The 14,618-nt window shown below is 72.9% G+C and carries 14 protein-coding genes; 6 read left to right on the top strand and 8 right to left on the bottom strand.

Translation table 11 applies throughout. From position 1 onward, the window contains the following. Positions 1–55: 55 nt before the first annotated feature. Entirely contained in the window at positions 56–631 is a 576-nt protein-coding gene (locus LIX60_RS26890) for an SMI1/KNR4 family protein (RefSeq protein WP_227961417.1), read from the bottom strand. Positions 632–737: 106 nt separating this feature from the next. Further along, positions 738–1,703 (bottom strand): glycoside hydrolase family 6 protein, encoded by a 966-nt coding sequence (locus LIX60_RS26885; protein WP_227961415.1) that lies wholly within the window; start codon positions 1,701–1,703, stop codon positions 738–740. A gap of 418 nt (positions 1,704–2,121) precedes the next feature. Between LIX60_RS26885 and LIX60_RS26880 the strand changes: the two genes are divergently transcribed. Together LIX60_RS26880 and LIX60_RS26875 are read left to right on the top strand one after the other, a co-directional pair. After that, positions 2,122–3,135: a LacI family DNA-binding transcriptional regulator gene (locus LIX60_RS26880; protein WP_227961413.1), complete on the top strand. Its 1,014-nt coding sequence runs from the start codon at positions 2,122–2,124 to the stop codon at positions 3,133–3,135. 461 nt (positions 3,136–3,596) lie between these two features. Next, positions 3,597–3,992 carry a hypothetical protein gene (locus tag LIX60_RS26875; RefSeq protein ID WP_227961411.1) on the top strand — a complete coding sequence of 132 codons (396 nt, stop codon included), beginning with the start codon at positions 3,597–3,599 and terminating at the stop codon, positions 3,990–3,992. Between the two features lie 225 nt (positions 3,993–4,217). Here LIX60_RS26875 and LIX60_RS26870 read toward each other — a convergent pair whose 3' ends face one another. Both LIX60_RS26870 and LIX60_RS26865 read right to left on the bottom strand, forming a co-directional pair. Then, complete coding sequence (locus LIX60_RS26870) at positions 4,218–4,661, bottom strand: hypothetical protein (RefSeq protein WP_227962992.1); 444 nt, start codon at positions 4,659–4,661, stop codon at positions 4,218–4,220. Between the two features lie 19 nt (positions 4,662–4,680). Then, positions 4,681–5,028, bottom strand: coding sequence for a hypothetical protein (locus LIX60_RS26865; protein ID WP_227961408.1), 348 nt, complete (start codon positions 5,026–5,028; stop codon positions 4,681–4,683). Positions 5,029–5,359: 331 nt separating this feature from the next. On the opposite strand from LIX60_RS26865, the gene LIX60_RS26860 reads away from it, so the two are divergent. Further along, entirely contained in the window at positions 5,360–6,262 is a 903-nt protein-coding gene (locus tag LIX60_RS26860; RefSeq protein WP_227961406.1) for a helix-turn-helix domain-containing protein, read from the top strand. Beyond that, positions 6,259–7,101, top strand: a complete 843-nt coding sequence (locus tag LIX60_RS26855; protein ID WP_227961404.1) for an XRE family transcriptional regulator — start codon at positions 6,259–6,261, stop codon at positions 7,099–7,101. Before LIX60_RS26860 ends, LIX60_RS26855 begins: the two co-directional genes overlap by 4 nt. A 154-nt stretch (positions 7,102–7,255) precedes the next feature. On the opposite strand, the gene LIX60_RS26850 is transcribed toward LIX60_RS26855, so the two are convergent. Together LIX60_RS26850 and LIX60_RS26845 are read right to left on the bottom strand one after the other, a co-directional pair. Then, positions 7,256–7,741 carry an ATP-binding protein gene (locus LIX60_RS26850; protein ID WP_227961402.1) on the bottom strand — a complete coding sequence of 162 codons (486 nt, stop codon included), beginning with the start codon at positions 7,739–7,741 and terminating at the stop codon, positions 7,256–7,258. Positions 7,742–8,171: 430 nt separating this feature from the next. Next, a complete protein-coding gene (locus LIX60_RS26845; protein ID WP_227961400.1) occupies positions 8,172–9,656 on the bottom strand; it encodes a helix-turn-helix domain-containing protein in 1,485 nt (494 codons plus the stop codon). Positions 9,657–10,023: 367 nt separating this feature from the next. On the opposite strand from LIX60_RS26845, the gene LIX60_RS26840 reads away from it, so the two are divergent. Then, positions 10,024–11,481 (top strand): FG-GAP and VCBS repeat-containing protein, encoded by a 1,458-nt coding sequence (locus tag LIX60_RS26840; protein ID WP_227961398.1) that lies wholly within the window; start codon positions 10,024–10,026, stop codon positions 11,479–11,481. A gap of 139 nt (positions 11,482–11,620) precedes the next feature. Here LIX60_RS26840 and LIX60_RS26835 read toward each other — a convergent pair whose 3' ends face one another. Both LIX60_RS26835 and LIX60_RS26830 read right to left on the bottom strand, forming a co-directional pair. Further along, entirely contained in the window at positions 11,621–12,373 is a 753-nt protein-coding gene (locus LIX60_RS26835; protein ID WP_227961395.1) for an alpha/beta fold hydrolase, read from the bottom strand. A 22-nt stretch (positions 12,374–12,395) separates the two neighbouring features. Further along, on the bottom strand, positions 12,396–13,304 hold the full coding sequence (locus LIX60_RS26830; RefSeq protein WP_227961393.1) for a LysR family transcriptional regulator: 909 nt from the start codon (positions 13,302–13,304) through the stop codon (positions 12,396–12,398). 66 nt (positions 13,305–13,370) lie between these two features. Between LIX60_RS26830 and LIX60_RS26825 the strand changes: the two genes are divergently transcribed. After that, positions 13,371–14,477, top strand: a complete 1,107-nt coding sequence (locus LIX60_RS26825) for a kelch repeat-containing protein (protein WP_227961391.1) — start codon at positions 13,371–13,373, stop codon at positions 14,475–14,477. The last annotated feature ends 141 nt before the right edge of the window (positions 14,478–14,618 follow it).

Raw genomic sequence — 14,618 nt, 5'->3', positions numbered from 1 at the left:
GCACGAGACGTCCCGCCGGATCACGGTGATCCGGCGGGACGTCTCGCTGCCGGCGTCAGCCGGTGACCCATTCCAGCATGCGCCCCTCATGGACCGATGGACGGTACCGCGCGGTCGGCAGCGGGATCGATCCCTCCACCGCTTCGCACAGATCGGTCAGCATCAGAGCCGTGGACGGCCAGAGCGGCACGTACTCGGGGTCGCCGAACGACATCTCGCCGACTTCTCCGTAGTGGCCCGCGCGGTGGTCGACGAAGAGCAGATCACCGGTGAGGTCCTGGGCGAACGGAACCCACCGGGTGTGCGCGATGCGCCCGACCACTTGCTTCTCGTAACCTTCCTCGACCGCTTCGCCCGCCATCGAGGAGAGGTGCCGATGCCCTTCCAGGATTCCCCCGGTATCCAGAAGGCTGTACCCGAGGAGAAAGGCGCCGGGCTCCGTGCTGGATCTGCGGGGTGTGACACCGTTGTGTTCCGAGAGGAGCGCCTTCAGTTCACCGTGGAGCGGGAAACCGACTTCGCTCTCCAGACGGGATATCTCGGCGTCCGACGCTCCCGGGCGGAGTGCGGAATAATCGCCCGGCGCGTTCCGCCGAAGCCACTCCTCGAATCGGCGCCACAGTTCCTGCATGATGTTCGTCCCGTCCCTTGTGGTTCCCGCGCCCAACAGCCGAGCCGTCAGTTCCTCGTGCCACGGTAGCCCGCACGTCCGGCGGTCGTACGGGCTCCGGCCGGGATCAGTAGCCGTGGATCATCTTGTAGGCCACCTCGGGGAGGAACTGGCCGGCCGAGGAGCCGCCTCCGACGCCGCAGTCTCCGTCGGACTCACCCGGCGCCTTGATCCACAACAGCATCTCGGCGCCCCCGCCCAGCTGGGTGGGCGTGCCGATGCGGCGGCCCGAGGGGTTGCACCACTCGCCGTTGGAGCCGTTGCCGTTGCGGCTGGTGTCCACGACAAACGGCTTGGTGTAGCCGTAGCGGGCGCTCAGTTCACGGTTGACGGCGTTGCCGTAGGCGGTGTTCTCGCCCGTGGTGAAGTAGTTGGAGACGTTCAGCGAGAAGCCGTGGGCCTGCGGGAGGCCGGCCTCGTGCAGCCGGCGGGCCATGGTGGTCGCGTCGGTCCAGCCAGGGTTGCCGGCGTCCATGTAGACCCACGTGTTGGGGGCCCGGCGGCTGAACTCGGAGAGGGCGCCGCTGAGCATGGCCTCGCGCTCGTCGATCTGCGCCTGGTTCATGCAGCCGTAGTCACCGAGGGAGTCCGGTTCCAGGATGACGACGGCCGGACGGTCCCCGACACCGCCGGCGAACTGGGATATCCAGTTCGCGTAATCGGACGGCGAGGAGGCGCCGCCCGCGGAGTGCCCGCCGCAATAGTCGCGGTTGTAGACGTTGTAGGCGACGAGGATGGGCAGCTTGTCCCGGCTGCCCGCGGCGCCCGCGTACTCGCCGGTGGCGGGGCCGATGGCACCGCTCCAGGAGCCGAACCAGCGGGCCATCGGGGTGTTGGCTATCGCGGAGTCGATCTCGGCGGCCCGGCCGTCGCCGGGGTTGGCGGCGACCCACTGCTTGGCGCTGGACTCGGGGTTCACATAGAACCCGTTGGTCATGGTGGTCGGGTCGGCCGCGTGGGCGGACGGGGCGAGGGTGAGCGCCAGCGGCAGGGCTAACAGCGCTGCCGCCAGGGTGCGGAGTCTGCGGCGCATGTCTGTACCTCGGTTTCGTGGGGGATGCGCCGCCCGCCCTCGTCCCGAGCGTGCGGCGCGCTGAAGGAAGTGCGGTGGTGCGCCGGCCCCGCACGGCGACGGGCTTTCCGGGCCGACCGGCGGGGACGACATGCGCGAGATGCGGCAACAAGACTGGAAGCGCTTCCAGTTGGGAGCGCTTTCAACGCCGAACCCCGGCATGTGACCGGTATCGTTGTGCCGCTCCGTTTCCCCTGTCAAGGGGTCCTGCTCCGAGGACCGGCGATGCGGCCGAAGGGGAAGGGCACGAGACTGGAAGCGGTCCCAGTTTTCGCCCCTCGGGGCCTTCTCCCCGGGTCCGGCCCCCCTCCGCGAGACGGGAGCGCCCGCATGGGCGAGGATGGGACGCCGTCCGGTCGGCAGGGAGAGAATCGAGGCCATGGCAGAGGATGCGCCGCGTCGGCAGCCGACGCTTGACGAGGTGGCCGGACTCGCCGGCGTGTCCCGTTCCGTGGCCTCGCGGGCCCTCAACAACGCCCCGCACGTCAGCCGGGCCAAACGCGAGGCCGTCGAACGGGCCGTCCGGCAGCTCGGTTACGTGCCCAACCCGACCGCCCGGGCGCTGGCCACCCGGCAGACAGGGGCGGCCGCCCTGGTCGTCTCCGGAGAGGATCCCTCGATCTTCGCCGATCCGTTCTACGCCCAGGTGATCGTCGGGGCGTCGGCCGCCCTGGAGGAGGCCGACCTGCATCTGATGCTGTGTCTGGCCGCCTCCGACCGGGGACGCAAGCGGGTGGAGGAGCTCTTCCGGTCCAAGGTCGCCGACGGCGTGATGCTGATGGCACTGCGCGAGGACGATCCGCTGGCCCGGATGGCGGAGGAGGCGGCGGTGCCCGTCGTGTTCGGCGGCCGGCCGGTCGGTGCGGTGCCCCGCTGGTACGTGGACGTCGACAACACCGGCGGGGCGCGCGAGGCGGCCGAATACCTGGTCTCCCTCGGCCGGACGCGCGTGGCCGCGCTCTGCGGGCGCATGGACACCGAGGCCGGACGTGCCCGGTACCGCGGGTACCGGGACGCCATGCTGGCGGCCGGTCTCGACCCGTTCCCGCCGCGGGAGGGGGACTTCACCGAGAGCAGCGGGGCCGCCGCCATGGCCGCGCTGCTGGCGGAACACCCCGACGTGGACGCGGTGTTCGCCGCCAACGACAACATGGGGGTGGGAGCGCTGCGCACGTTGCGCGGGGCCGGCCGGAGGGTCCCCGACGACGTCGCCGTGGTCGGCTTCGACGACCTGGCCCCCGCGCGGGCCTCCGATCCGCCCCTCACCACCGTGCATCAGCCGATACAGGCCCTCGGGCGGGAGATGGCGCGCATGCTCGCCGCCCTCGTCAACGGGCAGGCCCCCACCCCGCTGATCCTGCCCACCCGCCTGGTCGTCCGCGCCAGCGCCTGACGGCCGGGCAGCCGCCGGAGCGGGGTGCCGCCGCCGTCGGGTTCACGCCCGGTGGTGAACCTCTTGCGCCGGACAGCACGAACCGGAAGGTGCGGCCCCGTCGGCCTGTGGGTCACGCGAGGCCCGCGTCCCGGCAATGCCTCATCGCGCCGAACATCCCACCAGGTCAGCGCGGAGACGTACCAGGATCTCCCGGCCCGCCGAGCAGCACTGGCCGCGATCCGGGTCGCCCAGCAGTCTCTGTGGTGCCGGTCCGGCGGCGTGGTCACCCGCGTCGCACCTCCGGCCGTACACGGCGGGAACAGATCTCCGAGCGCACCGAGGAGCACCGCCCCGGGGACAGCGGAACGGGGGTGGTGCACCGCACCACCGGCGACCAGCCGGCCGGCGCGGGATTCCGGCGACCGGATCTGCATCGCCCCGTGTCCGTCCACCATGGGATTCGACGAGAGGTAGACAAAGTGACACACACACGTTCGCGGGTGCTCCGTTCTCTGCTGGCCGTCACTCTGGCCGCCGGGGGAATGACGGCGGCGACCGCCGTGCCGGCCGCCGCCGCCCCCGCACGGGCCGAGGCGTGCTACGACCACAGCGTCGGCTACGAGACGGTCCGGAGCGGCGAGCTCCACCGGTGGCCGCGCACCGGCTGGGCGACGACGAGCCGGTACTGCGCGGACATCAACGTCAAGGCCAACTTCATGACCGACGTGCGCGTCTGCTTCCGCAAGACCGGCCGGTGCAACTCCTGGAAGACCGCCTACGGCAGCACCTGGATCGAGGCCGCCACCGGAGTCCTGGACGGTACCTCCTACATCCTGCAGTTCTCCAGCTACAGCGCGGGACTGGCGTCGGCCTGACCGCTCCCGGTCATCGCCCGGAGTCGTGCCCGACCGGCGCCGAAACCCAGAACGAAGGGGCACGGGCGGCGGCCGGCCGGGGCGCGGCGCGAAGCCGTCGAGCGTGCCGTGCCGCACGACCCGGATATACCTCGCATGGCCGCACCATGCCGCCGGGCCCCGGAGCTGTCATGACAGCTCCGGGGCCCGGCGCTTCGCAGGCCGCGGCGGGCGGATGACGGTGCGTCAGCCGCTGGTGGTCCATTTGTGCCACCGGCCGTTGTAGTGGCAGTTCTGCCAGTAGTGGTAGTCGGCGTTGTTCACGTAGACGACGATGCAGCGGCGCCGGTCGCCGGTACCGTTGTGGCCCAGCATGTTGTCGGCACGGCCGTTGCCCGGCATCTCCCTCCAGCCGCCGGCGTTCTTCCACGTGTGCCAGATCGTGCGGTTCGGAGCGATCACGAAGACCTCGTCGGTCCGGCCGTCCTCGTTCCAGTCGACGTAGCCGGCCTTCAGGTCCGTGCCGCACTTGTAGTAGCCCTGGTGGCCCCAGGCCGTGACCGGGCACCGCGCCGCGGCGGCCGAGGGCGCGCCGGTGGCGGCCGGCGCGGCCTGCGCCGTGCCGGCCAGGGTCGCCATGGCCGCCAGGGCCGTGGCCGCGGCGAGGAACGTCCTGGTGGTGACAGTCATGAGTCCTCCCCCGCCCCGCTCAGCACACCACGGTGCGGTCGTAGCGGCCGCCGACGGTCCGGAAGAGCCAGCCGGACCCGTTCCGCATGGACGTGCACCCGCTGTCCGACCAGTACTTGACGACCACCTTGACGCGCATGGTCTTGCCGCAGAAGTTGCGCAGGTGGACCCGGACTCCGCCATCGGGATTGTTGGTGACACTCGTGCGCTCGATGCACGCGGGTGCGGTCCCGGCGGCGGTGACCAGCCCGGCGCCGGCGCCCTGGCCGGCGGCGGCCCGGTCCGCGGCCGTGGCGCCGCCCGTGAGGCCGGCGGTGAGCGCGGCCACCGCGGCCGTTGTGGCGACGACAGACGTCATCCTGTTCATGGTTTCCCCCTTGTCGGTGATGGCCGGAGAGCGGTGCGGGCGGTGGATCCGCCCGCCGTCCGGCTCGGCTCCACCGAGATTGCCGGACAATCCGGATGCGGGTCAGCAGCGCCGGGCCGGCCGGGACACCGTGGGACGTCCCCGGTGCCAACCTGCGGAGATGTCAGGCGGGACGCCGGATCGCCGGGACGCCGGAACGCTGTGGGGGTGGCCGAACCGGCATGGGCGCGTGGGTGACCGTGGGCCGGAAGCCTGCGCCGGGGCTCTCCGCCGCCGGAACATGGAAGGCGGTGAAGGCCCTCGGGCCCGGACGACGCCTACGGAGCAAGCCATGCGGCGCTGGAAGGAACTGCCGGATTCGCTGGATCAGAGGGTCCGGCAACTGGTCGTACAGCTGAGGAGATTGAAGGACCGCAGCGGGCTGAGCCTCGCCTCGCTCGCGGCCAAGACCGAGTACAGCCGGTCGTCGTGGGAGCGCTGTCTGAACGGGAAGGCGCTGCCTCCCCGTCATGCGCTGGAGAAGCTGGCACGGATCACGGGGACGGAGCCGACCCGGCTGCTGGTCCTGCACGAGGTGGCCGAGAAGGCGTGGCAGGAGCGGTCCGCGCCCTCGCCGTCGGCCGGCACGGAGGACGGAACCGGCGCGGAGGACGGGCGGAAAGACGGGCCGGACGGGCGGGAAGCGCGGAACGGGCAGAACGGGACGCGCCGCGGCCGGGCCGCCCCGGCGGGCGACGGGCGCCGGCCGGGGATCTCCAGGCCCGCCGCCGCGGCCGCCGTCGCGGCCGCCGCGCTCGCCGGGCTGTGCGCTGGACTGCTGCTGGGCACACCGCTGAGCGGTGACCGCCACAGCGGGGCGGCGGGCACGGCGCTCGGCACACCGACCGCGCAGCCGAGTTCCCCCGCCCCGGCCTCGTCCGCCGGCAACGGGCGGGGGCGGTACGTCTTCGAGCCGGGCAAGTCCTACCCCTGCGAGGTCCGCAGGTCCGGCGGCCGGGACGGCGGCGCCCTGGTCGCGGGGTACAGCTCAACACGCACCGCCGTCCTCGCCGGGCCGGGCTGGGACGTCGTGGAGGCCCAGTGCCTGCTCCAGCACCGCAGGATGGACCCGGGCATCGTCGACGGGGTCTACGGTCAGCAGACGATCGCGGCCGTGATGCGGCTGCAGAAGCAGGCGGGGCTGCCGGCCGACGGTGTCGTGGGCCCGCACACCTGGCAGGTGCTGCGCGGATGACCACCCCCGCACCCGAGTGCACAGCCCTGGCCGAAGGGCTCCGGGCGGTCCGGGCCCGCACGGGCCTGAGCCTGGCGGCCCTGGCGCGGCGCACTCCGTACAGCAAGTCGTCCTGGGAGCGCTATCTCAACGGCAAGCTGCCGGCTCCCCGGCAGGCCGTCGAGGCGCTCTGCGCGATGGCGGGGGAGCCTCCCGGGCGGTTGCTGGCGCTGTGGGAGCTGGCTGACGCCGAGTGGAGCGGACGCGCCCGCTCCGCCGCTCCGCCACCGGCCACCCCCGGTCCGGGAACACCGGCGCCGCCGGCCGCCCCGGGCCCCGCCCCGCCGGGAGCCGGGCGGACGGCCACCCGGCCCCGGCCGCGGCGGCTGCCGGTTCTCGGCGCCGGAGCCGCCGTGGCGGCCGCCGTGATCACGGCCGCGCTGTGGCTGCCGGGCCAGCCCTCCGGCCGTCCGGGGGCATCAGCCTCCCCGGCGCTGGATCCGGCCCCCGGCTGCCGGGGCGAGGCCTGCGACGGACAGGACCCCGACCGCATGGCCTGCGGACTGCCCGGCCGGGCCGACGCGCTCGGTCCGCCCCGCCGCACCAGCACCGGCGCACGGGTGGAGATCCGGTACAGCACGGTGTGCGACGCGGTGTGGGGCCGGGCCTGGCACACGCGGGTCGGGGACGCGGTCGAGGTCTCGGTGCCCGGCGCGACGCCGCGCCGGGCCGTCATCCGGACCGCGGCGGACACGCGCGTCTACCGCTTCACCGCGATGCTGGGCGGCGTCGACCGGACCGGTCTGCGCGTCTGCTTCCTGCCGGCCGGCGGCACGGCCCGCGAGTGCTATCCGGCGTGACACGAACGCGGGCGGAGGCGTGTACGGCGGTCCCGCGGCACCGCGGGGTCGTCCCGGCGCCGGCGGCCCCGGACGCGGCTCCGCTCGCCGCTGCCGGCGCCGGGACGGGAGCGGTCCCCCGGCACCGGCGAGGGGTTCCGCCGGCCGGGGCGGTTCACCCGGGCGCGGGCACGGGCGCGGATGCCGGTGCCGGTGCCGGTGCCGGTGCGAGGAGCACCGCGCGGACGGTCTTGCCGCTGGGCGGGTGGGGGACGGTCTCCCAGTGGTCGGCGAGGGCGGCGACGAGCGCCAGGCCGCGGCCGCCGGTGCTGAGCGCGTCCGGTTCGTTGTCCCTCGGGAGGAGTTGGGGGCGGAGCTCCCCGCGGGCGTCGGAGACCTCGACCCGGAGGCGGCCGGACGGCGGGTCGAGGACGAGCGTCAGCCGGAAGCAGCGGCCGGGCAGACGGCCGTGCAGGACGGCGTTGTTGGCCAGTTCCGCGACGACGGTCTCGGCACGCTCCGTGAGCTCCTGTGGAACGCCCCAGGAGCGCAGCTCGGTCACGGCGAGGAGCCTGGCGAGCCGGGCGCCGCGCCGCGTGGACGACAGAAGCTGCGTGAACGTACTGGTGAGCGAGCCGACTTGGGGTAGCGCGTGGTTCATGACGCCAGAGTGGGCGCCGGATCCGCTCGAAGGCGAGCCGGGATCCCCGTACACCGGCGTGCGCGTACGGTCACCCGGGGTGGACCGTGCGACGGTGTCCCGTAACCCGGGTCGCGGGTGCGCGGGGCCCGCGTTCAACCCGGCGGTGAACTCCCGGCTCGCGCCCGGCGCTTGAGGAGACCACGGCAGACGGCGCGTGCGCCGCCGGGGCGCGGGCCGCCGTGATGCGCCGCTGCCCCGGTGGCGGTTCGGCGGGCCCGGCCGGCGCCCCGGGCCCAGGGCGGGCCGCGCCGCTTCCCCCCGTGGCGACGGCCCGCCCTCCCCCGTTCCCCGCTGTCCGGCGTCACACCGGACGGGGTGGGACAGACCTTAGGAAGCGTCGTGGACGGCGGGCAATGCGCACGGTGCGCAGTCCCGGCGGTGCGGCTGTTCACGGTGCACGGCCGGCGATGCGGAAGGCGTGGACCAGGTCGTGGGTGCCGGGGCCCGGGGTCAGAAGGGTGCGCTGCAGCAGCTGTTCGGCGGTGCGCAGGTGGGCGCGGACGGTGGTGCGGCTGATGCCGAGGTCCCGAGCCGTCCGCTGGGCATCGGTGCCGGCCTCGACCCAGGCACGCAGCGTCCGGTGCAGGGCGCCGTCCGTGCCGGACCGCAGGGGCTGGAGGAAGGCATGGGCCCAGGTGACGGCCGCTTCGGTGGACAGCAGACCGTCCACCGAGGGCGCCGGCGGCGGCTCGGCCACGGCGCCGCCGTCGGGCGGCGGGAGATCGCTGATCGCCAGGGCCAGGGCCAGTTCGGCGCGGCCGCGGGGGTCCCGCAGGTCGAGGCCGAGGGCGTCTTGGGCCCGTCCCAGATGGGCGGTGACGGTGTTGCGGCTGACGTCGAGCAGCCGCGCCACCCCGGAGCGGGGGAAGTGGAGGGCGAGGCTGACGATGTCGAGGGTGAGCCGGGGGGCCGCCCTGATCGGCTCCAGGAAGGCGCCGGCCCAGGCGTGGGCTTGCTGACGAGGGAGCAGCCCGGCCAGTGGCGGCCGGCCGTGGTAGTCGGCGACCCGTTCGGGCGTGTGGCGGGCGACGGCCAGGGCGTGGCGGGCTTGGTCGTAGGCCTGCGCGGTGGCCGGCAGGGGCACGGGGGCGCTGATGCCCAGCGCGTAGTCCGGGTTGTCCCGCACCAGTGCCCGCAGGGGCGCGGCCAGGCCGCCGTCCGCACGGCCGGCGTCGTCGTCCGGGGGCAGGAGGCAGATGAGGTGGTCGTCGTAGACGGGGCACCGCACCATCAGGCCGCGTCCGTGATAGCCGGACTCGTCCTCGTAGGCGTCGGTGAGCCTGCCGCGGTCCGCGGGCGGGCAGCGCAGCAGGTGGACGCGCAGACGTTCGGCGTCCAGCAGCGGCGGAACGGCGCCTGCCGTCATCCGGCGGGCCAGCGTCGGTTCTCCGGTCATCAGGGCTGCGAGAATCGCCAGGCGGAGCCGTGCTGCCGCCCGCTGATAGCGGAGGGCGAGCTCGTCGGCCCGCCGGGCACGTCGCAATACCTCCATCACGGCGCCGACGTGGGACGTCAGTCCCAGCGCCTCCCGCGTGAGCGGCTGCGGGCCGGCCACCACCAGCACCGGGCGCGGCACTTGCTGCCCCAGCGCTTCGCACCGCACATGGAACGCGCCCGCCTGCGAGGCCGCGGCGGCCAGGTGTCCGCCGGACAACCGCGTGAGCACCGGATGGAGACCGCCGAGGATGTCCGGCGGAAACCGGGCCGTGGAAGCCTCCACCGTGCCTCCTCGGTCCACGAGGGCGATCTCCGCGCCGAGTTGCCGCCCCAGCCAGTCGATCAGCGTCCGCGGGCCGGGAGCGGGACCGGCGCCCCGGCGGGCACGGGAACTCAGCTGACGCAGCAACTCATCGAGTACCTGGGGTGTCGACACGGCCATCCTCCGCCGGCTCGTCCGCCGCCTTGTCCGGACCGGTCGGCGCGCACTCCCCCGAGGCCCGCGAGGACCGGCGGATCTCCGCGCGGGCTCCATGAGCGCCTGACCGGCCTGCCTGCTCGTACGGCGTCCGATCCTACGGGGAGACCTTCCCCCCTCGGTGGCGGCGAGGCCTCGCCCGCGGACGGGCCATGGTCCTTCAGACCGGAGCACATGGCACCGATCCCGTCCGGGTCAGCACCTCGGTCTCCTCTCGTCGGAGGATCTCGGTCACTGCCCGGCGGTCGCCCCGCACACCCCGTACAACCCCTCAGGCTCACCAGAGGTCATATCCGAGCCCACAGGTATCTCCTGAAAGGAACCCATGCCCCAGTCCCACCACGAGCGCTCCCGGCGTCCCGCCGTCCTGGGTGCCGCCTCCGTCGCGGCAGCCCTGGCCGCCGGCCTGCTCATCGCCCTGCCCGGCACCGCCGGCGCCGCGCCCTCCGGTCTCGCCGACGACTTCAACGGTGACGGCTACCGCGATCTGGCGAGCGCCGCGCCGGGTGCCGTCGCGAACAGCAAGGAGAAGGCGGGCGCCATCGTCGTCAACTACGGCTCGTCGGGCGGGATCAGCGCATCCCGCAAGAAGATCACGTCGCAGAGTTCCTCCGGTGTTCCGGGCGCCTCCGAGGCGGACGACCGGTTCGGCACCGAGCTGGCGCACGGCGACCTCAACAACGACGGCTACGGCGATCTCGTCGTGGGCATCCCCCTGGAGGATGTCCCCGGGGACATCGACCGTGGCACGGTGACGATCCTGTGGGGCAGCTCGTCCGGTCTGTCCGGCGGCACGACGATCAGCGATCCGAACGCGTCGGGCCACGACCGGTTCGGCCAGTCCCTCGCGGTCGGCGACTTCACCGGCGACGGCAGGACGGACCTGGCGGTCGGCTCCACCGGCAAGGACGTGTGGATCTTCAAGGGCGGCTTCACCACGTCGGGCGGCGCGGCGGGGAAGCTGCGCTTCGACGCACACATCGAGTCCGGCGGGCACCCCAGGGGCGCCGTCCAGCTGGCCGCCGGGGACTTCGACGACGACGGGGCGGACGACGTGGTGGTGGCGTCCTCCGCGGGCAACTTCGTCTACCGGGGCGCCTCGACCGGGCCCACGCTGCAGACCGAGGTGGGCACGGGGTACGCGGGCGCGCTCACCGTGGCCGACTTCGACCTCGACGGGCACGACGACCTGGTCGTCGGCAACGACTTCGTCGGAGTCCTGGACGCGACGGCGGACGGTGGTTACGTCACCGTGTACCCCGGCGGCGCGGCGGGCGTCGACGCCTCCCGCGGCACCGTCTTCAGCCAGGCCACCGAGGGTGTGCCGGGGGCGGACGAGTCCAACGACTCGTTCGGTGGCGCGCTCGCCGCGGGCGACGCCGACGGCGACGACTTCCCGGACCTGGCGGTCGGTGCCTACTTCGAGACCATCGGCTCCGCCTCCCACACCGGTAACGTCTGGGTGCTGCGCGGCGGCCCCTCCGGCCTGACCGCGACCGGCGCCACGTCCTTCAACCAGGGGACCTCGGGGGTACCGGGCGCCAATGAGTCGTCCGACTGCTTCGGCGGCGTCGTCCACCTCGCCGACCTCACCGGGGACGGCCGCGCCGACCTGTCCGTCGGCGCGGCCGGCGAGAACAGCGACGACGGAGCCGTGTGGATGCTGCGCGGCGCCTCGGGCGGCATCACGACCTCCGGCGCGGTGAGCTTCAGCGGGCCGACCGTGGGCATCGCCCGCTCCGGGGACGACCCCATGTTCGGGGACACCATGTCGGGCTCCTGAGCACGGAGAACGACAGCCGGAGGGGGCGGCACCGGAGGATTCCGTGCCGCCCCCTCCGTTGTGCCGACTCACGACGTGGTGCGCGGTGCGCCATGGCCGGCGGCATCGGCGTCGCCCATCGCACCCCAAGTCCCGGAGATCAGTGTTGTGCGGCGAACATCGCTTCGATCTCCTTGAGCACGAGGTCGGGACGGTCCGTCGGCAGCTCGTGGGAAGTGCCCTTGGCAGTGACGAGCGTCCGGTTCGGCGCCTGCCGGGCGAACGAGGCGGCGGCGTCACGCCAGCGCTGGGCGTCTTCAGGAGACCCGGCGAACGGAGTCTTCTCCGAAACCATGACCGTTACCGGCACCGAAGCCGGCCACGTCACCTTGTGGAACGCCTTGTGCGCCGCGGCGAAGCCCTCTGCGGTGGAAATCAACTGGCGGTTCTCCGGCTTCTCAGGGTCCTTCTTCGCCGCATCAACTTCCGGCTGAGCCCCGGCCACGAGACGAGGAATCTGCTCGTCCGTGAAGAACTGCGGGAGATGGGCATCGACCAGGACCGCGCCGGACAGCATCTCCGGGTTGTCCTGGGCGAGGTAGTTCGCGATCTCCCCGGCCTGGGAGTGAGATACCAAGGTCACGTCCTTGGCGATGCCCAGTTGCTTGAGTCCCGCCTTGAGGTCGCTGACGGCGCTCCGCACCTTCCACGCGCCAGGCACCACGTCGCTCTTGCCGAGACCGGCCCGGTCATACGTGATGACGGTGGCACCGGTGGCCGCGTGAAGCTTGGGGACGATGTCCTTCCACTGCGTGGAGTACTCACCGCCGCCCGAGTCCAGGACGATGGTGGAGCCGTTGCCCTGCGTGGACTTCCGCCCACGACCGGCATGAGCACGCTGCGCACCGGTCACACCAGCCCCTTGACCAGTAACGTCAAGGTGGCGAAGGCTCTGTGCGGGCCTGCTGCCGCAGCCATCGCTGTGCGGGGTCGTTGTCCAGTCGTGGATGCCAGAGCATCAGATAGGTCATGGTGTCGATGACTTCGGGGGCGGGCACGACGTGCAGTGCTGCACCGTGTCCCGGGGTACCGGCGTTCAGAAGTCGTTTCGGCAGTGTGGCGACGAGTGCCGTTCCGGCGACGGCCTGCAGGGCCGCGTAGTGGTAGGGCACCGTGAGGCCGACGGTACGTTCCACGCCTGCCCGGCGCAGGCTCGCGTCGACGACACCCTGCCGGCCGTGGGAGACATCGACCACGACGTGGACGGCGCGCAGATAATCGGCAAGGTCGAGCGCGGTACGGCCGGCCGGCGCGTGCTCACGGTCCATCACGCAGACGAACTCCTCGGTGAACAAGGGCTCGGCGCGCAAGGAGGCCGGCGGTTCGGCGCCGAAGAACGCCAGATCCACCGTCCCGCGGTGGAGGTCGTCGAAAACTCCCTCGTGCCAGGACCGGTAGTGCAGCCGGGACTGAGGGGAGCGCTGCATGACGGTCCGGAACAACTCCTCGCCGATCACGGAGGCGGCGTAGTCGGTGCCGGTCAGCCGGAAGGTTTCCGTGGCGGTCCCGGGAGAGAATTCCTCGCGGGCGAACAGGTCGGCGATCTGCGGCAGCAGCACGGCGAGTTGCTGCCGCAACCGTTCGGCGCACGGTGTCAGCCGGTATCCGGAAGGGCTCCGGATCAGCAGGTCGTCGTTGAACGTCTCACGCAGGCGCCGCAGCGTACGGCTCATCGCGGGCTGACTCAGATGCACACGCCCGGCAGCGCGGGAAACATTCCGTTCTTCCAGCAGTGCTGCCAGGGGGGCGAGCAGGTTGAGGTCAAGGCGCTCGATATGCGTCACGCGCATAGCATTGCATGACAACTATGCATTGGACTGATGTTCTCGGCCGGTGCCATGGTCTCGGGTATGAACCCGAATCTGAACACGAGAATGCGTACGGCGATGGTGCCCTTAGCTCTCGCCGCGTCGGTGACGGTGGGCGGGGTGGCGGTACCCGCGCACGCGCAGGAAGGCCATCCGCCGGCGGCCGGCGCGGGGGTCGTCCCGGCCGATCCGCACTACGGGCGCGGGTGGCAGGAACTGCCGGGGATCAAGGGCGGCCCGCGCCAGGAGCACGGTGTGGCCGCACTCGGCGAGAAGATCTACGTGCTGGGCGGCATCGTCCCCCGGGCAGGCGGCGGCGTCACCACGGTCGACCGGGTCGAGGTCTTCGACACCCGCACCCGCCGCTGGTCGGAAGCGGCTCCGCTGCCGGTACCCATGAACCATCCGAACGTGGCGGTCGCGGACGGCAGGATCTACGTCCTGGGCGGGCTGACGGGCGGCGCTTCCTGGGAGGCCACCGGAGCGAGCTTCGTCTACGACGCGCAGAGCAACCGATGGTCTTCGCTGCCTCCGGTGCCGCGGGAGATGGCACGCGGCAGCGCCGCGATGGGGGTGAAGGGCCGGACGGTCTACCTCGCCGGCGGTATGCGGACGCTGACCCCGGGGCCCGGTGGCCTGCAGGACACGGTGGACACCGTGTCGGCGTACGACGTGCAGAGCGGCAGGTGGCGCGAACTGGCCCCGCTGCCGCAGGCCCGCGACCACGTCGGCGGTGCGATCGTCGGTTCCACGTTCTATGTTCTGGGCGGACGTGACCGGGGCCAGGTGAATGTGCGCGACACCGTCTTCGCACTGGACCTGCACACCGGACGGTGGGCCGAACGCGCCCCGATGCCGACCGCACGGGGCGGCCTCGCCGCCTCCGCGGCCGGCGGGAGGATCTACACCTTCGGGGGCGAGGGCAACCCGGCCCCGGGCTCGGACGGCGTTTTCGCCGAGACCGAGGTCTACGACGCCGCCCGCGACCGCTGGCAGCGCCTGGCTCCCATGCCGGTGCCACGCCACGGCACCGCCGCGGCGACCGTCAGCGGCACCGTCTACATCCCGGGAGGCGGCACCGCCGAAGGCGGGGCGCCGGTCGCCGTCAACGACGCCTACCGGCCGTCCGGGCACGGACACCGGCCCTGACCCGGAGCCTGCCCCGGAGCCTGACCCGGAGCCGGGGCCTGAGCCGGGGCCTGCGGGCTTCAGGCGCCGGGCTCTGCCGCACCGGACGGCCCGAACCGCCCGGGCTCCCGACGACGGTCGGCAGCAGGGTACGGCGCAGCG

It is taken from the genome of Streptomyces sp. S07_1.15, from assembly GCF_020739505.1.
Classification (GTDB): domain Bacteria; phylum Actinomycetota; class Actinomycetes; order Streptomycetales; family Streptomycetaceae; genus Streptomyces; species Streptomyces xinghaiensis.
Note: the sequence above shows the minus strand (reverse complement) of the source record. Positions and strands in the feature narration are given on the sequence as shown.